Annotated in this window: 13 protein-coding genes; 11 read left to right on the top strand and 2 right to left on the bottom strand. The window is 62.7% G+C overall.

Going from position 1 to position 19723, the window contains the following annotated elements; translation table 11 throughout:
* Positions 1-58: 58 nt before the first annotated feature.
* On the bottom strand, positions 59-2725 hold the full coding sequence (locus tag MWN76_RS06045; RefSeq protein WP_250460200.1) for a penicillin-binding protein 1A: 2667 nt from the start codon (positions 2723-2725) through the stop codon (positions 59-61).
* Positions 2726-2870: 145 nt separating this feature from the next.
* Here MWN76_RS06045 and MWN76_RS06040 point away from each other — a divergent pair, with 145 nt between their 5' ends.
* The 11 genes from MWN76_RS06040 to MWN76_RS05990 all read left to right on the top strand — a co-directional run bounded on the left by MWN76_RS06040 (position 2871) and on the right by MWN76_RS05990 (position 18570).
* On the top strand, positions 2871-3947 hold the full coding sequence (locus MWN76_RS06040; RefSeq protein ID WP_250460198.1) for a pilus assembly protein PilM: 1077 nt from the start codon (positions 2871-2873) through the stop codon (positions 3945-3947).
* 2 nt (positions 3948-3949) lie between these two features.
* On the top strand, positions 3950-4525 hold the full coding sequence (locus tag MWN76_RS06035; protein ID WP_250460197.1) for a PilN domain-containing protein: 576 nt from the start codon (positions 3950-3952) through the stop codon (positions 4523-4525).
* Positions 4526-4540: 15 nt separating this feature from the next.
* Positions 4541-5161 carry a type IV pilus inner membrane component PilO gene (locus MWN76_RS06030; protein ID WP_250460195.1) on the top strand — a complete coding sequence of 207 codons (621 nt, stop codon included), beginning with the start codon at positions 4541-4543 and terminating at the stop codon, positions 5159-5161.
* A complete protein-coding gene (locus MWN76_RS06025; RefSeq protein WP_250460193.1) occupies positions 5158-5685 on the top strand; it encodes a pilus assembly protein PilP in 528 nt (175 codons plus the stop codon). Before MWN76_RS06030 ends, MWN76_RS06025 begins: the two co-directional genes overlap by 4 nt.
* 2 nt (positions 5686-5687) lie before the next feature.
* Entirely contained in the window at positions 5688-7889 is a 2202-nt protein-coding gene (locus tag MWN76_RS06020; RefSeq protein WP_284500192.1) for a type IV pilus secretin PilQ, read from the top strand.
* On the top strand, positions 7886-8401 hold the full coding sequence (locus tag MWN76_RS06015) for a shikimate kinase (RefSeq protein ID WP_425606599.1): 516 nt from the start codon (positions 7886-7888) through the stop codon (positions 8399-8401). Before MWN76_RS06020 ends, MWN76_RS06015 begins: the two co-directional genes overlap by 4 nt.
* Before the next feature lie 83 nt (positions 8402-8484).
* On the top strand, positions 8485-9570 hold the full coding sequence (aroB, locus tag MWN76_RS06010) for a 3-dehydroquinate synthase (RefSeq protein WP_250460191.1): 1086 nt from the start codon (positions 8485-8487) through the stop codon (positions 9568-9570).
* A gap of 314 nt (positions 9571-9884) precedes the next feature.
* The gene (gltB, locus tag MWN76_RS06005; protein WP_250460189.1) at positions 9885-14336 is read left to right on the top strand and encodes a glutamate synthase large subunit; all 4452 of its coding nucleotides are present in this window, start codon (positions 9885-9887) and stop codon (positions 14334-14336) included.
* 12 nt (positions 14337-14348) lie between these two features.
* Entirely contained in the window at positions 14349-15776 is a 1428-nt protein-coding gene (locus MWN76_RS06000; RefSeq protein WP_250460187.1) for an FAD-dependent oxidoreductase, read from the top strand.
* A 169-nt stretch (positions 15777-15945) separates the two neighbouring features.
* Positions 15946-17025 carry a uroporphyrinogen decarboxylase gene (hemE, locus tag MWN76_RS05995; protein ID WP_250460185.1) on the top strand — a complete coding sequence of 360 codons (1080 nt, stop codon included), beginning with the start codon at positions 15946-15948 and terminating at the stop codon, positions 17023-17025.
* A gap of 168 nt (positions 17026-17193) precedes the next feature.
* Positions 17194-18570 (top strand): cyclic di-GMP phosphodiesterase, encoded by a 1377-nt coding sequence (locus MWN76_RS05990; RefSeq protein WP_250460184.1) that lies wholly within the window; start codon positions 17194-17196, stop codon positions 18568-18570.
* A 55-nt stretch (positions 18571-18625) separates the two neighbouring features.
* Here MWN76_RS05990 and asd read toward each other — a convergent pair whose 3' ends face one another.
* Entirely contained in the window at positions 18626-19486 is an 861-nt protein-coding gene (gene asd, locus MWN76_RS05985; protein ID WP_250460182.1) for an archaetidylserine decarboxylase, read from the bottom strand.
* Between the last annotated feature and the right edge of the window lie 237 nt (positions 19487-19723).

The raw sequence follows: 19723 nt of genomic DNA, 5'->3' as shown, positions 1-19723 counted from the left end.
TGCAATAAAAAACGGGGCCAGGGGCCCCGTTTTTTTATCGGTTCTTCTTGGCGCAGTACTAAAAAAGCTCTTCCGGCAGCGATTCGCCCGAGTCTTCGGTTTCTCCTTCACTGCTGGAGCTGTCCGGGCGGTAGGAGCTGTAGTTCTCGCGACCCGGCAGATGGCCCTCGCGGAATATCTCGAACATGCCGCCGCGGGAAGTGCGCAGGCCGGTGCGCGGATTAATGCGCACGGTCACGATACCGTCCGGCTGCGGCAGATGTCTTTCCGGCAGCCCCTCTAGCGCGATGCTCATGAAATCGATCCAGATCGGCAGCGCCGCCGAGCCGCCGTATTCCCGTTTGCCGAGCTGGCCGTTGGAGTCGAAGCCGACCCAGGCGCTGGTGACCAGGTGTGGACTGTAGCCGGAGAACCAGGCGTCCCGCGGGCCATTGGTGGTGCCGGTCTTGCCGGCGATATCGCCGCGCTTCATTGCCAGCGCTTTCCTGCCGGTCCCCTTCTTGATCACGTCCTTCAGAATCGAGTCCATGATGTAAGTGGTTTCGGCGGACATGGCGCGCGGTGCCCGCGGTGGGGCCTGTTCTTCGCTCAGCGGGTTGACCTGCAGGGTGCGCAGCTCGATGGGCTCCTCGGCGGGGGCCATCAGGTCCGCTTCGATCTGAGCATCCGCCAGGTTCATCGGTTCCCGCTGCAGTTCGCCCTCGCTTTCACTGCCCGGTTCGGGACATTCCCGGCAGACGGTCAGCGGCAGTGCCCGGTAGATGCTCTTGCCGTTGACATCCAGTACCCGGTCCACCAGGTAGGGCTCGACGCGGAAACCACCGTTGGCGAAAGCCGCGTAGCCGCGCGCCACTTCCAGCGGTGTCAGCGCCGAGCTGCCCAGGGCAATGGTCAGGTTGCGGGCCAGCTTGCTGCGATCGAAGCCGAAGTTCTCTACATAGTCCAGCGCGTAGTCGATGCCAATGGCCTGTAGCAGGCGGATCGACACCAGGTTGCGGGACTTGTAAAGACCCCGGCGCAAGCGGGTCGGGCCCAGGAAGCGGCCGCTGGAGTTTTCCGGGCGCCAGACATCCTGCAGGTTGGTGTCCTCGAAGATGATCGGTGCATCGTTGATGATGCTGGCGGCGGTATAGCCCTTCTCGATTGCGGACGCGTAGATGAACGGCTTGAAGTTCGAGCCCGGCTGTCGCGCCGCCTGGGTAACGCGGTTGAAATGGCTCTGGCGGAAGTCGTAGCCGCCCACCAGCGCGCGGATGGCGCCATCCTCCGGATTCAGCGATACCAGCGCACCCTGGGCGTCCGGGACCTGGGCCAGGTGCCATTCCTCCCGCAACTGGGGTTCGGGCTCCGGTACACTGTGCTGGCCGGGATCGGCGAAAGGATCGTCGGCCGGATCCCGGTCTTCGGTATCGGCCAAGTCATTATCGCCGTCAGTTTCGCTGTCGTCGTCCGCGCGGTCCCCGGCCTTGACCTCGACGCGTCGCAGGCGGATCACGTCGCCGGGGGCAAACATCTCCTCGGCGGACTTCAGGCGCGCGCCGCGCGCGTTCTCGGAGATGTAGGGCCGCAGTTTGTCCAAACCATTCTCCCAGAGCACCTCGACCACGCGCCGATCGCGCAACTGCACCTGCAGCTGCTGAGGCTCGACCGCCGTCACCACAGCCGGTTCCAGGCCGCCGAGCACCGGGATCTCGTTGAGCAGGTCGACCAGTTGGTCGCTGTCTTCGAGCAGTTCGGGTTCCAGTCGCTGCTCCGGGCCGCGGTAACCGTGGCGGTCGTCGTAGGTCTCCAGCCCGTGCTGCAGGGCCTCACGCGCGGCCTGCTGCAGCTTGCTATCGACGGTGGTAATGACCTGGTAGCCGTCGGTGTAGGCGGCATCGCCGAACAGCTCCACCGCCTCCTTGCGGGCCATCTCGGCGATATAGGGGGCGCTCATGTCCAGGTCGCGGCCGTGGTAGCGGGCGGTGACCGGCGCTGTGATGGAGTTCTTGTAGTCGTCTTGGTCGATATAGCCGAGCTCCAGCATCCGCTTCAGGATCCAGTTGCGGCGCACCAGTGCGCGGGTCGGGTTGGCAATCGGGTTGTAGGTGGACGGGGCCTTGGGCAGACCGGCCATCATCGCCCATTGGGACAGGTTCAACTCCTTGATATCGCGCCCGTAGTAGACGTGTGCGGCCGCCTGGAAGCCGTAGGCGCGATTGCCGAGGAAAATTTTATTGATATAAAGCTCGAGAATATCGTCCTTGGAGAGTTCCCGTTCGATTTGCAGCGACAGCAGGATTTCATTGAATTTGCGCAGGAAGCGCTGTTCGCGGCTCAGGAAGAAGTTGCGGGCCACCTGCATGGTCAGGGTGCTGCCGCCGGATTGAATCGAACCCGTTTGCAATAATTGTGATGCAGCTCTCATCAGGCCTTTAATGGAAACGCCGTTATGGGAGTAAAATCCGGCATCCTCGGCGGCGAGTACAGCCCTGACGAACATCTCCGGCGTCTCGTCCATGGTGATGGGGTTGCGCCGCTTCTCGCCGAACTCGCCTATCAGCTTCATATCCTGTGAATAGACCCGCAGCGGTGTCTGCAGGCGGATATCGCGCAGGCTTTCCACGGACGGCAGGCCCGGCTTCAGGTAGAGATAGATGCTGGAGAAGGCCATCGCGGCGGCGGCGGCACCGGCCAGGGCGAGCCAGAACAGGGCGAGCAGGCGGTTGCGGGCTTTATCGGTCATGAGTTGCTTCTGGTTTACGTCCAAATCGGGTCCAATAAATGATTATACGAGGATTGTGCGCTGTTACCTATGCAAAAGCCGGTTGCAGCTGTAATTTAAAGTGCTATAACATCAGATCTTCATAACCCACGGAAAGATAAGAAAAATGGGGATGCTCCCTTTTCTCAACAAAGGCCCTAAGGCCATGCTGGGGCTCGATATTAGCTCCACCGCGGTCAAGTTGCTGGAGCTGAGTCGCAACGGTGACAAATACCGGGTGGAATGCTACGCGGCCGAACCCCTGCCTCCCAATGCGGTTGTGGACAAGAATATCAACGATGTCGGCGCGACCGCGGAGGCCATCCGCAAGGTCGTGCGCCGCTCCAAGACCCGCCTGCGCCAGGCGGCGGTGGCGGTGTCCGGCTCCGCAGTGATCACCAAGACGCTGGAGATGCCGTCGGACCTGAACGACGACGCGCTGGAGGCGCAGATAGCGCTGGAGGCCGACCAGTACATTCCCTATCCGCTGGACGAGGTAAACCTGGATTTCGAGGTCCAGGGCCCGTCCGACAAGGGCGAGGGGCAGGTCGAGGTGCTGCTGGCGGCCTGCCGCAGTGAGAATATCGAGCAGCGTGTGTCCGCGCTGTCTGACGCCGACCTGACCGCCGGTGTGGTGGATGTCGAAGCCTATGCCATCGAGCGCGCCTACACCCTGTTGGAGCGCCAGTTCCCACCCCAGGAGCAGCTGGTCGTGGCGGTGATCGACATCGGTGCGACCATGAGTGCGCTGTCGGTGCTGGTGGATGGGCGCACCGTCTACACCCGCGAACAGCTGTTCGGCGGCCGCCAGTTGACCGACGAAATCCAGCGCCGCTACGGGCTGTCCTCCGAAGAGGCGGGCCTGGCCAAGCGACAGGGCGGCAGCGGCCTGCCCGACGACTACTACCCGGAGGTGCTGGAGCCCTTCCGCGACGCGGTGATCCAGCAGGTGACCCGCTCGCTGCAGTTCTTCTATTCATCCACCTCCTACAGCGATGTGGACTACATACTGCTGGGCGGTGGGGTGGCCGCGATGGACGGCCTGGCGGACCTGGTCAGCCAGAAACTGAACAAGCCCACGGTGGTGGCCAATCCCTTCCACGATATGAACGTCGCCTCGCGGGTCAACCGGCAGGCGCTGGCCAATGAGGCGCCGTCACTGATGATTGCCGCCGGCCTGGCGATGCGCGAGCGGGAGTTCTGAGCATGGCAAAAATCAACCTATTGCCCTGGCGCCAGGAATACCGCGCGCAGAAACAGAAAGAGTTCCAGCAGGTGGCGACCCTGGTGGTGATCGCGGCCTGCGCGTCAGCTTTCCTGTGGATGAAGACGGTCGACGGCCAGATCGACAACCAGAAAGAACGCAACCAGATACTGCAGACCGAGATCAATGCGCTCAACAAACAGGTGCGCGAGATCAAGGACCTGAAAAAGCGTCGCCAGGAACTGATCGACCGCATGCGCGTGATCCAGGAATTGCAGGGCAACCGGCCGCTATCGGTGCGCTATTTCGACGAGATGGTGCGCTCGGCACCCGAGGGACTCTGGCTCACCGGCCTCAAGCGCAGTGGCGATACCGTGCAGATCTCGGGCGTTGCCGAATCCAATAACCGCGTCTCCTCATTCATGCGCAACCTGGACCAATCCGACTGGTACCAGTCCCCGAACCTCACCGGTGTTACCGCCAAACCGGAATTTGGCGAGCAGGCCAGCGCTTTCCAGATGACGGTGGCTGTCAGCGGGCGCAAGAAAGAAGACGAAGAACAGGCTGACGCCGGTTAAGCAAAGGAACCCGACATGGCTCTGGAGGATACGCTCAAACAGCTGAATCAGCTCGATATCAATGATATCGATTTCTCGCGCGTCGGCGTCTGGCCGCTGGCGGGCCGCGTGGCCCTGCTGATCATAATCGCGGCGGTATTGGTCGGCGGCGCATACTATTTCATGATCAGCGACCGCTACCAGCAGCTCGAATTTGCCGCCAACAAGGAGCGGGAGCTGTTTAACCAGTTCGAGAAAAAGTCCTTTGAGGCGGCGAACCTGGATGCTTACCGCGAACAGCTGGTCGAAATGGAGGAAACCTTCGGCTCGCTGCTGCAGCAGTTGCCGAAGGATACAGAAGTGCCCGGCCTGCTGGAGGATATCGACGAGTACGGTCGCGGCAGTGGCCTGACGATCCAGAAAGTGGCACTGGAAGACGAGCAGGTGGGCGAGTTCTATGTAGAACTGCCGATCCGCATTGAGGTGCAGGGCGGTTATCACGAGTTCGGTGCATTTGTCAGTGGCATCGCCGGTATGCCGCGGATCGTCACCCTGCACGATTTCAATATCGAGACCAACAAAGAGAGCGGCGCGCTGCTGAATATGGTGATCAACGCCAAAACCTACCGCTACAAAGAGCAGGGGGAAGAGGGATGAGCAGATATGCAGTCCTGACCGCAGCCCTGCTGGCGCTGGCCGGTTGCAGCCTCGACGGCGATCACAGCGACCTGAACCAGAAAATGGCGGCGGTAAAACACAAGCCCAAAGGGCAGATAGAGCCGATTCCGACCTTTACGCCCTACAGTCCCTATGTCTACAGCGCCGCGGCGCAGCGCAGCCCGTTTACCCGTCCGGTGCTCGAGTCGGACCAGCGTCTGGTGGGACGCAAGTTGGATGTGGCTCCGGATATGAGTCGCCAGCAAGAGTTGCTCGAGGGCTATCCGTTCGACGCCCTGTCGATGGTGGGCACGCTGTCCCGCGGCGGTCAGCTGTGGGCGCTGATCAATGACGGTGAGGGCGGTATCCACCGTATCACGGTCGGCAACTACCTGGGTAAAAACCACGGCCGCGTCGTGAATGCCTCACCATCGCAGCTGGACGTACTGGAAATCGTACCGGATGGCACCGGCGGCTGGATTGAACGGCCGCGGGCGCTGACTTTGGAAGAGAAGGACAACTAGTAATGATCAACAGGCAACTCGCCAAAGTACTGGCTCCGGCAAGGGTTCTGTTGCTGGGCCTGGCAATGATGCCCGCGGTTCTGATGGCGCAGGTCAACCAGCTCAACGACATCCAGTTCTCTGAACTGCCCGGCAGCCGCGTGCAACTGCGGCTGACGTTCAGCGATGTGCCGCCGGAACCGACCGGCTACACCATCGAGAAGCCAGCGCGTATCGTGATGGACTTCGCCGGGGTGGAAAGCGCCCTGGCGGAAAAGAAATACACCCTGGGTATCGGCGCTGCGCGCAGTGCGGTGGTGGTGTCCAGCGAAGACCGCACTCGCCTGATCGTCAACCTGGATGAGCTGCCGGTCTACACCAGCGAGCGGCAGGGCAACCAGGTGCTGCTCGAGATTGGGGCCGATTCCGCCGCCACGGCCACGGTTGCCGCGGCGCCCACCAAGCAGGCTCACAATGACGGCATCCAGGTTGGCGGCGAGAAACGCTTCCAGGCGGCCAGCAATATCGCCATCCGCAATGTGGATTTCCGCCGCGGCGAAGCGGGTGAGGGCAAGGTAATCATCAGCCTGAGTGACCCGGCGGTGAATATCGATGTGGAGCGCACCAAGGGCAGGATTCTGCTGACGTTCCTCGGCGCCGACCTTCCGGCCGAGCTGCGCCAGCGCCTGGATGTCACCGATTTCGCCACCCCGGTCAATTCCATCACCGTGGACCACGATGGGCGCAATACCATCATTGCCGTGGATCCCAACGATTCCGACTACGACTACCTGGCTTACCAGGCCGACAATGAGTATGTGCTCAGCGTCAAGCCGCTGACAGTGGCCGAGGTGAAGGAAAAAGAGAAGGAATTCCGTTTCACCGGTGAGAAGTTGTCGCTGAATTTCCAGGATATCGAGGTGCGCTCGGTACTGCAGCTGATCGCCGACTTTACCGACCTGAACCTGGTGGCCAGCGACACCGTGGAGGGGCGGATCACCCTGCGCCTCGACGGCGTGCCCTGGGACCAGGCACTGGAATTGATCCTGAAGGCCAAGGGGCTCGACAAGCGCCAGGAAGGCAATGTGATCATGGTGGCGCCAGCGGCCGAGATCGCCGAGCGCGAGCGCCAGGAGCTGGAGACGCGCAAACAGCTGCAGGAGCTGGCGCCGCTGCGCACCGAATATATCCAGGTGCGTTACGCCGATGCAGGTGAGTTGTTCAGCCTGTTTTCCGGTGATGACCAGCGGGGTGGGGGTGCCGGACAAGGCAACTTTGCCGGCGGTCAACAGGACGCACAGCAGCGCAGTATGCTGTCCGCGCGCGGCAGTGCGATTGTCGATGAGCGCACCAATACCATCATCCTGACTGATACCGAGGAAAAAATTGCGCAATTCCGGGACCTGATCAGCGCGATAGATATCCCCGTTCGTCAGGTAATGATTGAAGCCCGTATCGTGAATGCCAACACGAACTTCCTGAATGAACTGGGGGTACGTTGGAACTACGGTGCCCACCACTCAGTCAATGGCGGTATCTCCGAAGGCGTTGGGTCTCTCGATGGGTCCATCCTGTTGGAGGACAACGTCGACGAGGAAACCGGGGCCTGGACGCCGAGCCTCGACGACACCCTGTTGGTGGATCTGGGTGTTGCGGATGCGGCCGGCAGTTATGCCTATTCAATTATCAAGGATAACTATTTTATAGGCCTTGAGCTTTCCGCCCTGGAAGATGTGGGTAGTGCCGAAATTGTCTCCCAGCCGAAAGTGGTGACAGGCGACAAGCAGGAAGCAAATATCAGGTCGGGGGTAGAACTGCCCTACCTGGAGGCCACCTCTTCCGGTGCTGCATCGGTGACCTTCCGCCAGGCGGTGCTGGAGTTGAATGTGACCCCGCAGATCACGCCTGACAACAACATCATCATGACGCTCAATATCAGCCAGGATACTGTGGGTGAGTTGGTCGGCACCACGGGGATTCCGGCGATCAATATCAACTCAGTCAATACCAAAGTGCTGGTCAATAATGGCGAGACCATTGTACTGGGTGGTATTTTTGAAAATACTGTGGTGGATGGTGAAACCAAAGTACCGCTGTTGGGCGATATTCCCTTCCTGGGCCATCTGTTCAAGAACACCGTACGCCAGGACGATAAACGCGAAATGCTGGTTTTCATCACGCCACGTATTATGGAAGACGAGCTGTTCTTCTCAGGCGGAAAGTGATCGAGCACTCCATCTTTCTTGTCGGTCCCATGGGGGCCGGCAAGTCCACCATCGGCAAGTTGCTGGCGGCTGAACTCCAGCTGCCGTTTGCCGATTCCGACAAGGTACTGGAAGATCGAACCGGTGCCGACATTCCCTGGATCTTCGATGTCGAGGGCGAGGCGGGTTTCCGCAAGCGCGAAAGCGAAGTATTGGCGGATCTCTGTGCCGGCCCCGTTCAGGTGGTGGCCACCGGCGGCGGCATAGTGCTGTTGCCCGGCAATCGCCAGTTGCTGCGCAAGCAGGGCCTGGTGGTCTATCTGCAGGCGAGTGTCGACCAGCTGCTCGAGCGAACATCCAAGAACGCCAACCGGCCGCTGCTGCAGGTGGCCGATCCCCGCGCCCGCATCGTCGAATTGCTCGAGGAGCGCGACGCCCTTTACCGGGAAGTGGCCGATATTGTCTGCGACACCGACCACTGCACGCCCAAACAGGCTGCGCTGATGGTGGTGGAGCGCCTCGGCGCGCCGTAAAGCCCCCGCTTCGTGCTAAAGTGCCCTCCCGGCCGCGGTTGCCGCGGCTCCTGTCTACCTGTTCGTGCCAAACGGAGGGCGAAGTGCACAGCCTCAATGTGGAACTGGGAGAGCGAAGCTATCCCATCGAGATCGGCTCAAATCTGCTCGGAAATCCGCAGAACCTGCTGCCCTTTATTGGCGGTAACCAGGTCTGTGTCGTGACCAACGAGACAGTGGCGCCCCTGTACCTTTCCCGGCTGCTGGAGGGGCTGTCCGGCCTGGACAAGGTCGATACACTGACACTGCCGGATGGCGAGGCCTTCAAGACTCTCGATACGGTCAACCGGGTCTTCGACCTGTTGCTGGAAAAACGCCACAACCGCAGCACCACCCTGATCGCCCTCGGCGGTGGGGTCATCGGCGATATGACCGGGTTTGCCGCGGCCTGCTACCAGCGCGGGGTCGATTTTATCCAGGTGCCCACCACGCTGCTGGCCCAGGTGGATTCGTCGGTGGGAGGCAAGACAGGCGTCAACCACCCGCTGGGCAAGAATATGATCGGCGCCTTTCACCAACCGCGGTTGGTGATCGCCGATATGGATACTCTCGCCAGTCTGCCGCAACGCGAACTGGCCGCGGGTCTGGCCGAGGTGATCAAGTACGGGCTGATCTGCGATGCGCCCTTTTTCGACTGGCTGGAGGCAAACCTGCCCCGCCTGCTGGAGCGGGAACCCGGGGCATTGGCCTATGCCGTCGAGCGCTGTTGTCGGGACAAGGCCGCGGTGGTGGCGGAAGACGAGCGGGAGTCCGGCCGCCGGGCGATTCTCAACTTCGGCCATACCTTCGGCCACGCGATCGAGGCGGTGCAGGGCTACGGCAACTGGCTGCACGGTGAGGCGGTGGCGGCCGGCATGGTGATGGCCGCCGAGCTGTCCCGGCTGCGCGGCGATATCGACGGCGCACTGGTTGCGAGAATTCGCACTCTGCTGGAGGCCGCCGGGCTGCCGGTATCCGCGCCGGAGGGGATGACGACCGGGGCTTTCCTGGAGGCCATGTCCATCGACAAGAAGGTGCTGGATGGTCGCCTGCGCCTGATTCTACTCGCATCGCTGGGTGACGCGCAGATCGTCGACGACAGCCCGCGCGAGCAGGTGATCGAAGCATTGTCTCTCTGCGGTGCGGTGTGATCTCCAGCACAAGAAACTATGCTGACTGAGGACTATTTCGCAATCTCTTTTGCCAAAAGAAGATAAGTCGGTTTTGATACCTCTTGACAGAAGATAAAACTGGCAAACCTTGCAATTCCAGGGGCGCGCCAGTAATATTGCGCGCCCTCTGGGGAAAACCCGGCGAAGCAGTACACCAGCAAGACAATAAAAAAGCCCGCACGCGGGCTTTTTTTGTCAGTGGGGTATGTTCAGCAGCAGCCCCACCCTTCAGGCAGCGTTATCCCGGCGACACCGGGCTGCCGAGGGTCGCAACGATAACGATGAGGAATTCTATGGGTAGCGGTCTGTATCGGTTGGATGAGTTCAAGGACAACTGTGGCTTTGGCCTCATCGCGCATCTGAAAGGCAAGGCCAGTCACAAACTCGTGCAGACGGCGATCGAGTCGCTCACCTGCATGACGCACCGCGGCGGTATCGCCGCCGACGGCAAGACCGGCGATGGCTGTGGCCTGCTATTGCAGAAACCCGATGCCTTCCTGCGCGCCGAGGCGAAAGACCTGTTCGGCACCGAGTTGACCGATGCCTATGCCGTGGGGTCGATCATGCTGCCGCTCGACGAAGAGGCGGCCCGTGGCGCGCGCGAAATTCTCGAGCGAGAGCTGACGGCCCAGGGGCTGCGTATCGCCGGCTGGCGGCCGGTGCCCACCGACAACGACTGCCTGGGCCCGATTGCCAAGGAAACCCTGCCGCGCTTCGAACACCTGTTGCTCAACGACGCCGAAGAACCCCTCGGGGAAGCGAAATTCAACGCGCGTCTGTTTGTCGCCCGCCGCAGGGCCGAACAGCAGCTGGGCGATGGCGTCTATATTGCCAGCCTGTCCACCAGCGTGCTGTCCTACAAGGGCCTGATGATCCCAGCGGACCTGCCCAAATTCTTCCCGGAACTGGCGGACCCGCGCCTGGAGACCGCCATCTGTGTGTTCCACCAGCGCTTCTCCACCAATACCATGCCGCGCTGGCCGCTGGCGCAGCCGTTCCGCCTGCTGGCGCACAACGGCGAGATCAACACCATTACCGGCAACCGCAACTGGTCCGTGGCGCGCACACCGAAATTCGCCACCGAACTGATCCCCGAGTTGTCGGAACTGGCACCGCTGGTCAACCGCGAGGGCTCCGACTCCTCCAGCCTCGACAACATGCTCGAGATGCTGACCGCCGGCGGTATGGAGCTGCACCGGGCGGTGCGCATGCTGGTGCCGCCGGCCTGGCAGAATGTCGAGAGCATGGATTCCGACCTGCGCGCCTTCTACGAATACACGTCCATGCATATGGAACCCTGGGACGGCCCCGCCGGCCTGGTGATGACCGACGGCCGCTACGCTGTCTGTACCCTGGACCGCAACGGCCTGCGCCCGTCGCGCTGGGTGATCACCGACGACGACGTGATCACTGTCGCCTCCGAGATCGGCACCTACGACTACGCGCCGGAGAATGTAGTGGCCAAGGGCCGCCTGGGCCCGGGCCAGATGCTGTCGGTGGATACCCGCGAGGGCAAGTTGCTGCATACCGACGACATCGACGATATGCTCAAGCGCTCGCAGCCCTACAAGCGCTGGCTGAAGGACAAGGCGCGCCGCATCCGCTCCACCCTGGTGACGGCGCCGGTGGACAACAACTTCTCCCACGAGCAGTTCAAGGTCTACCAGAAACTGTTCAGCTCTTCCCTCGAGGAGCGCAATACCGTGGTGCGGCCGATGGCCGAAGCGGGCCAGGAGGCGGTCGGCTCAATGGGCGACGACACCCCCATGGCGGTGCTGTCGCGCCACAACCGTTCCATCTACGATTATTTCCGCCAGCAGTTCGCCCAGGTCACCAATCCGCCCATCGATCCGCTGCGGGAAACCGTGGTCATGTCCCTGGAGACCTGCCTCGGCCGCGAGAAATCCGTGTTCGAGGAGACGGCCGAGCACGCCGACCGGGTGATCCTGTCGTCGCCGGTGCTGTCGCACATGAAATACACGGCGTTGCTGGAGCTGGACCGCCCGGGCTTCGGGACGAAGATTTTCGACCTGAACTACGACCCGGCAGAACTGGATCTGCGCGCGGCCATCGAGAAACTCTGCGCCGATGTGGAAGCGGCGGTGCGCAGTGACGAGGCCGTGATCGTGGTACTGTCGGACCGCGAGATCGCCGAGGGCAGGCTGCCGATCGATGCGCTGTTGGCCACCGGCGCCGTGCACCACCACCTGGTGCACGCCGGCCTGCGCTGCGATACCAATATCGTCGTCGATACCGCCAGCAGCCGCGACGCGCACCAACTGGCGTGCCTGATCGGTGTCGGTGCCACCGCGGTGCACCCGTATTTCTCCTACAGCATCATCAACCACCTGATCGACACCGGCGAACTGCTGCTGGACGCGGCCGAGGCACAGAAGAACTACCGCAACGGCATCATCAAGGGACTGCTGAAAATCCTGTCGAAGATGGGCATTTCCACCGTGACTTCCTATCGCGGTGCACTGCTGTTCGAGCTGGTGGGCCTGGACCGCGATGTGGTGGACCTGTGTTTCCCCGGTGCCGCCAGCCGCATCCAGGGTGCCGGTTTCGTCGACCTGCAGGCGGATACGGCGGCGCGGGCGAAGATCGCCTGGAAGGCCCGCAAACCGGTATCGCCGGGCGGCCTGCACAAATTTGTCTACGGCCAGGAGTACCACGCCTTCAACCCGGACGTGGTCATGGCGTTGCAGCAGGCGGTGCGCACCGGCGACTACTCCGCCTGGCGCGACTATGCCGAACTGATCAACAAGCGCCCGGTGGCGACACTGCGCGACCTGCTGGCCTTCCGGGAAGACCTGCAGCCGATCCCGCTGGAGGAAGTGGAGCCAGCGGAAAATATCCTGCGCCGCTTCGACTCCGCCGCCATGTCCCTCGGCGCCCTGTCGCCGGAGGCGCACGAGTCCCTGGCCCAGGCCATGAACCGCCTCGGCGGCCGCTCCAACAGCGGCGAGGGCGGCGAGGACCCGGCGCGCTTCGGGACCGACAAGGTGTCCAGGATCAAGCAGGTGGCGTCCGGTCGCTTCGGCGTGACACCCCACTACCTGGTCAACGCCGATGTACTGCAGATCAAGGTGGCCCAGGGCGCCAAGCCCGGCGAGGGCGGCCAGTTGCCCGGCGGCAAGGTCAACGAGCTGATCGCGCGGCTGCGCTATTCGGTACCCGGTGTGACCCTGATCTCGCCGCCGCCGCACCACGACATCTACTCGATCGAGGACCTGGCGCAGTTGATCTTCGACCTGAAGCAGGTCAACCCGGACGCGCTGGTGTCGGTCAAGCTGGTCTCCCGCCCCGGTGTCGGTACCATCGCCGCCGGTGTGGCCAAGGCCTACGCCGACCTGATCACCATCTCCGGCTACGACGGCGGCACCGCCGCCAGCCCCATCACCTCGATCCGCTACGCCGGTTCGCCCTGGGAGCTGGGCCTGTCGGAGACGCACCAGACCCTGCGCGCCAACGACCTGCGCGACAAGGTGCGGGTGCAGACCGACGGCGGTCTCAAGAGCGGACTGGACGTGATCAAGGCGGCTATCCTCGGCGCCGAGAGTTTCGGCTTCGGTACCGCGCCGATGGTCGCGCTGGGCTGCAAATACCTGCGTATCTGCCACCTGAACAACTGCGCCACCGGTGTCGCCACCCAGAACCAGGACCTGCGCGACGAGCACTATATCGGCACCGCCGAGATGGCGATGAACTTCTTCAAATTCGTCGCCGAGGAAGTGCGCGAATGGATGGCGGGCCTGGGTGTGCGTTCCATCGAGGAGCTGGTGGGTCGCGTCGACCTGCTGCGCGTATTGGAAGGCGAGACCGACAAGCAGAAAAAACTGGACCTGTCGCCACTGCTGTACCGCGACGAACTGCTCGACAGCAAGCCGCAGACCTGCCAGATCCCGCACAACGACCCCTGGGACAAGGGCGAGCTGGCGGAGCGCATGGTCGCGGACATGCTGTCGGCGATCGAAAACCTGTCCGGCGGTGAGTTCAGCTATGAAGTCACCAACTGCGATCGCTCCATCGGCGCACGCCTGTCCGGCGAGATCGCGAAGCGCCACGGCAACCAGGGCATGGCGGATGCGCCGGTGAAGCTGCAACTGAAAGGCGTCGCGGGCCAGTCCTTCGGTGTCTGGAACGCCGGCGGCCTGGAGATGTACCTGGAAGGGGACGCCAACGACTATGTCGGCAAGGGCATGGCCGGCGGCAAGCTGGTGATCCGCCCGCCGCAGAACAGCGCCTTCGAGTCCCAGGACACCAGCATCGTCGGCAACACCTGCCTCTACGGTGCCACCGGCGGCAAACTGTTTGCCGCCGGTCGTGCCGGCGAGCGCTTCGCCGTGCGCAACTCCGGCGCCTATGCGGTGGTCGAGGGCGCCGGCGATCACTGCTGCGAATACATGACCGGCGGCATGGTCGCGGTGCTCGGCGGCACCGGCTACAACTTCGGCGCCGGCATGACCGGTGGCTTTGCCTATGTGCTGGACCTGGAGCGCAATTTCTTCGACAAGTGCAACCACGAGCTGATCGAGCTGCGCCGCATCAGCAGCGAGACTCTGGAACCGCACCAGAGTCACCTGCGCGAGGTGATCGAGGAATTTGCCAATGAAACCGGCAGTGCCTGGGGCGCTGAGTTGCTGGACAACTTCGACGACTACCTGAGCCGCTTCTGGCTGGTCAAACCCAAGGCGGCGAGCCTCGCCGGTCTGCTGGCGGACGTGCGCAAGCGCGGCGAATAAGGGGTGAACAGAATGAAAGAAAGACTGAGCAACGATTTCCAGTTTGTCGACGTGGGCCGCATGGACCCGCCGAAAAAGGACATCATCACCCGCACCAACCAGTTTGTGGAGATCTACCAGCCGTACACCGAGCGGCAGGTGGCCAACCAGGCGCACCGCTGCCTGGATTGCGGCAACCCCTACTGTGAGACCGGCTGTCCGGTACACAACTATATTCCCAACTGGCTCAAGCTGATCAGCGACGGCAACATCATGGAGGCGGCGGAACTCAGCCACCAGACCAACTCGCTGCCGGAAGTCTGCGGCCGGGTCTGCCCGCAGGACCGCCTGTGCGAGGGCGCCTGCACCCTGAACGACGGCTTCGGCGCGGTGACCATCGGCAACGCGGAAAAGTACATCACCGACACCGCCTTCGCCCTGGGCTGGAAGCCGGACCTGAGCCATGTAAAGAAAACCGACAAACGCGTGGCCGTCATCGGCGCCGGCCCGGCCGGGCTCGGCTGTGCCGATATCCTGGTGCGCAACGGTGTGCAGCCGGTGGTGTTCGACAAATACCCCGAGATCGGCGGCCTGATCACCTTCGGTATCCCGGAGTTCAAGCTGGAAAAGTCCGTGATGCAGCGGCGCCGCGAAATTTTCACCGGTATGGGGGTCGAGTTCTGCCTCAATACCGAAGTGGGTAAAGACATCACCTTCGAAGAGCTGCTCAACGACTACGATGCCGTATTCATGGGCATGGGCACCTACAACTACATGAAAGGTGGTTTCCCCGGCGAGGACCTGCCCGGCGTACACGATGCGCTGCCGTTCCTGGTGGGCAACGTGAACCGCAACATGGGCTGGGAAAAGAGCCCGGAAGAGTTCATTTCTGTCGAGGGCAAGCGCGTGGTGGTGCTCGGCGGTGGCGACACGGCCATGGACTGCAACCGCACCTCCGTGCGCCAGGGGGCCCGGAGCGTGACCTGCGCCTACCGCCGCGACGAGGAAAACATGCCCGGCTCCCGCCGCGAGGTGGCCAATGCCAAGGAAGAGGGGGTGAAGTTCCTGTTCAACCGCCAGCCGGTGGAGATCGTCGGTGGCGGCGAGAGTGGCGGTGTGACCGGCGTCAAGGTGGTGACCACCGAACTGGGCGAGCCGGACGAAAACGGCCGCCGCCGCCCGCAGGTGGTGGAGGGCTCCGAGGAAATTGTGCCCGCCGACGTGGTGCTGGTGGCCTTTGGCTTCCGTCCCGACCCGCAGGAATGGTTCGGCGAGCACAAGATCGACGTGGCCGACTGGGGCGGCGTCATCGCGCCGGAAGAGCAGGAGTTCAAGTTCCAGACCAGCAACGAGAAGGTCTTTGCCGGCGGCGATATGGTGCGCGGCTCCGACCTGGTGGTGACCGCCATCTGGGAGGGGCGCCAGGCCGCCGAGGGTATCCTCGATTATCTCGATGTCTGATCCGGTAGCGCCGGGTTCCGGCCCGGCCCGCGGGCCGCTGGAATACCCGGCGGCCGTTCCCAATCGCCACCATACGAATAACCAATAGACCGTCCCCTGTCACAGTCCGGCAGCGCTCTGTACAATAGCCGCCGTTTTAGCCAGCCCCACGCCGGAAAGTGTACAGATCATGCCCGATTCCCAATTTGCCCCCCTGAAAAACGACCGATTCCTGCGCGCCCTGGCCCGCCAGCCGGTGGACCGCACTCCCGTGTGGATGATGCGCCAGGCCGGCCGCTACCTGCCCGAGTACCGCGCCGCGCGCGCCAAGGCCGGCAGCTTTATGGACCTGTGTCGCAATACCGAGCTGGCTTGCGAGGTGACGCTGCAGCCGCTGGAGCGCTACCCGCTGGATGCGGCGATTCTGTTTTCCGACATACTGACGATCCCCGACGCCATGGGCCTGGGGCTCTACTTCGAAGAGGGCGAGGGACCCAAATTCCGCAAGCCGGTCCGCACCGGTGCGGAGATCGGCGCACTGGAGGTGGTGAACAGTGAGCGCGATCTGGACTATGTCATGAACGCGGTGTCCGCCATCCGCCGCGAACTGAATGGTCGCGTGCCGCTAATCGGCTTTTCCGGCAGCCCCTGGACACTCGCCACCTATATGGTCGAGGGCGGCTCCAGCCGCGACTTTGCCCGCTGCAAGGCGCTGCTCTACAACCAGCCGGAAGTCATGCACCAGTTGTTGACAGTGCTGGCGGATTCGGTGATCAACTACCTGAACGCGCAGATTCGCGCCGGTGCCCAGGCGGTGCAGATCTTCGATACCTGGGGCGGGGCCCTCAGCCACGAGGCCTACCGTGAATTCTCCCTGCAATATATGGCGCGTATCGTCGACGGCCTGATCAAAGAGGCGGACGGCCGCCCGGTGCCGGCGATCCTGTTTACCAAGGGCGGCGGCCAGTGGCTGGAGGCCATGGCCGATTCCGGTGCCAGCGCGCTGGGTCTGGATTGGACCACCGACCTGGGTGCGGCGCGCGCCCGCGTCGGGGACAAGGTGGCCCTGCAGGGCAATCTGGACCCGGCGGTGCTCTATGCGTCGCCGGAGCGAATCCGCAGCGAAGTGGCTGCGGTGCTGGCGTCCTTCGGGCGCGGCAGCGGCCATATCTTCAACCTGGGGCACGGCATCACGCCGAAAGTGGACCCGGAACACGCGCGCGCGATGATCGAGGCGGTGGTCGAATTATCACCGCAATACCACGATTGAGCCGCTGGCCAAGTCGTATTACACGCTCTTACATCATTACCGTGATATCGGTCACAATTTCATTGTGTACCTGAGGGTAGACTTGCGTGTTATAAAAGAACGCTTCCGTCCGCAGCCTCTCCGCTCGGTACGGTAGTGCTCCATTTGAAACGGTTTGGCGACACAGGCGTGGCAATAGAACAGGCGAAAGTCCTGGTGGAAGACCTACAGCGCGGCATGTTTGTGTCCAGGCTCGACAGGCCCTGGACGCGGACACCTTTTGCGCTGCAGGGGTTCTACATTCGCGATCTGGAAGAGATCCGCCAGCTGCAGAAATACTGTCGCTACGTCTATGTCGATGTGGTGAAAACCGTCGGTGACGTGGGCGTCAAGCTGCGCCGCATCGTCCGCGCCAATGGTGGCGGTGCCGGCACCGTCTCCCCCTCCTCCTCTGCTTCGGGCTCCGCCCGCATCCCGGTAGCCATCCCCTGCAGGCCTGTACAGATTTCCCGCGACGCCTATCCGGCGCCGCTGCCGGCACGCCGGGAAGCCGACCAGGCACGCAAACTGCACAGCCAGATTGTAAAGGGCATGCACGAGGTGATGGTGCAGGTCCGCGGCGACCGGCCGCTTCCGCTGCAGCAGGTCAACCGCATAGTGGAAAGCCTCGTGGAGAGCGTGCTGCGCAGCCCGGATGCATTTGCCTGGCTGGCGCGGGTGCGGGAAAAGGACGAGCACACCTACAGCCACTCCATCCGCGCCAGTATCTGGGCGGTGATGTTCGGACGCCATATTGGTCTGCGCCGCCACGACCTGGTGCGGCTGGGGGTGGCGACGCTGCTCAAGGATGTGGGTAAGCTGATGCTGCCCGACGAGGTGCTGAAGGCGCACAGGCGCGATCCGCGCAAAGAGCTGGAGTACCGCCAGTTTGTCGACCACAGTGTGCGGCTGTTGGCCGCGGACCCGCAGATGGATCCGCAGGTGGTCGATATCGTCCACAGCCATCGCGAGATGCACGACGGCAGCGGTTACCCGCGCGGGCTGCGCGGCGACAGGATACCGGTGCTGGCGCGCATGTGCGGTATCGTCACCTTCTATGACGAGGCCACCAATCCCCGCGGCATCACCTATCCCGTGGCACCGTCGAAAGCGGTCGCCAGGTTGTATGACCTGCGCGGTATCAGCTTCCAGGAGCAACTGGCGGTGGAATTTATCCAGTCCATCGGCCTCTATCCCACCGGCACCCAGGTGGCGCTCTCCACCGGCGAAGTGGGTGTGGTGGTGGAACAGACCCATCGGCGGCGGCTGAAGCCGCGCGTGATGGTCGTGCTGGACAGCGATAAACAGCTGCTGGCGGAGCCTAGGCTGCTGGATATGGCCGCCGACGACGATCGCAAGGATAAGTTGATCCAGCGGGGCAAGCTCGCGCCCGGTGACAAGATCACCATCCTCAATGATGTGGAGCCGGGCCGTTTCCCGCATGTGAGCGTGGCCGCGGTGCGCGACAGCTATCTGTTCAGCCGTCGGCGCCTGCCGGCGTTTCTCTCGCGGTTTTTGAACCGCTAAGCGGCCGCTTTCCCTGGCGCTCACGCGGCCGCGCCATCAGCGCCGGGTCCGGTTCTTACGCCGGCGCCAGGAGATCGCCGAAATGTTCCCCCATCTTCACCCCGCTTTCCGCCCCGAGTGATTCCGCCCAGCGCACCTTGTCCGCGCCGAACAGCATCACCACCGTGGAGCCGAGCTTGAAGCGGCCCATTTCCTCGCCTTTTTGCAGTTGAATAGGCTGGTTGTCGTCGTAGTCGGTGGTGCGCACACAGCGTTTGTGTGGTGTCACCAGCCCGGCCCAGACGGTTTCAATGCTGGCGACGATCATCGCGCCGACCAGGATCACGGCCATGGGCCCCACGGCGGTATCGAAAATGCAGACCACTCGCTCGTTGCGGGAAAAGAGCCGCGGCACTGTGCGGGTGGTGACGTCGTTGACCGAGAACAGCTGCCCCGGTACATAGGTCATACTCCTGAGCCTGCCGGCGATGGGCATATGCACCCGGTGGTAATCCTTCGGTGACAGGTAGACGGTGGCGAAGTGGCCGCCGGTAAACTGGGCCGCGGTTTTCGGATCGCCGCCGACCAGTTCCAGCAGGCTGAAGTCGTGGCCCTTGGCCTGGAAGATACGGCCGTTGTGAATTTCACCCAGCTGGCTGACGGCGCCGTCAGCGGGACAGGCGATGGTATTGTCGCCCCCGGCAATCGGCCGCGCGTCGGCCTTCAGTGCGCGGGTGAAAAAGTCGTTGAAACTGGCGAAGGCGGTGCAGTCTGTCTCTTCCGCCTCACTCATGTCCACATCGTACTGGTCCACGAACCAGCGGGTGAACGGATCCTTGATCCACTTGATGCGGGTTTCCGCCAGCCAGCCGGCGGCGCGGGACAGGGCCCGTTGTGGGGTCAGGTATTGCAGTGCGGCAAATAGTTTGGGGTGCATAAGTCTATTTCTGTTTGGGAGCGTCTTCGGCCCCGTTATTCGGAGTTGGTTGCCGGGCCGGGTGGGGCGCCGCTTTCCGGGACACGCCGTGAATACGTCCCTGTAGGCTTGTCCGCGAGGTCCCTCTCGCAGACAGTCCCGGAAAGCGGCGCCCCACCCGGCCTTTGGAGTTCAGTGGCAATTCTTATGGAGGCAAATTCCAGTTTGTAGGGTACGCACGGCGCACACCCGCTGCGC

Origin of the sequence: Microbulbifer litoralis, assembly GCF_023634065.1 — a bacterium.
In the GTDB taxonomy this organism is placed as follows: Bacteria; Pseudomonadota; Gammaproteobacteria; order Pseudomonadales; family Cellvibrionaceae; genus Microbulbifer; species Microbulbifer litoralis.
This window is presented reverse-complemented; position numbering and strand designations above follow the sequence as displayed.

Bases quoted from the DNA above. Each gene is read 5' to 3' on its own strand.
- MWN76_RS06045 (WP_250460200.1), bottom strand. From the start codon at position 2,725: ATGACCGATAAAGCCCGCAACCGCCTGCTCGCCCTGTTCTGGCTCGCC.
- MWN76_RS06040 (WP_250460198.1), top strand. From the start codon at position 2,871: ATGGGGATGCTCCCTTTTCTCAACAAAGGCCCTAAGGCCATGCTGGGG.
- MWN76_RS06035 (WP_250460197.1), top strand. From the start codon at position 3,950: ATGGCAAAAATCAACCTATTGCCCTGGCGCCAGGAATACCGCGCGCAG.
- MWN76_RS06030 (WP_250460195.1), top strand. From the start codon at position 4,541: ATGGCTCTGGAGGATACGCTCAAACAGCTGAATCAGCTCGATATCAAT.
- MWN76_RS06025 (WP_250460193.1), top strand. From the start codon at position 5,158: ATGAGCAGATATGCAGTCCTGACCGCAGCCCTGCTGGCGCTGGCCGGT.
- MWN76_RS06020 (WP_284500192.1), top strand. From the start codon at position 5,688: ATGATCAACAGGCAACTCGCCAAAGTACTGGCTCCGGCAAGGGTTCTG.
- gltB (WP_250460189.1), top strand. From the start codon at position 9,885: ATGGGTAGCGGTCTGTATCGGTTGGATGAGTTCAAGGACAACTGTGGC.
- MWN76_RS06000 (WP_250460187.1), top strand. From the start codon at position 14,349: ATGAAAGAAAGACTGAGCAACGATTTCCAGTTTGTCGACGTGGGCCGC.
- hemE (WP_250460185.1), top strand. From the start codon at position 15,946: ATGCCCGATTCCCAATTTGCCCCCCTGAAAAACGACCGATTCCTGCGC.
- asd (WP_250460182.1), bottom strand. From the start codon at position 19,486: ATGCACCCCAAACTATTTGCCGCACTGCAATACCTGACCCCACAACGG.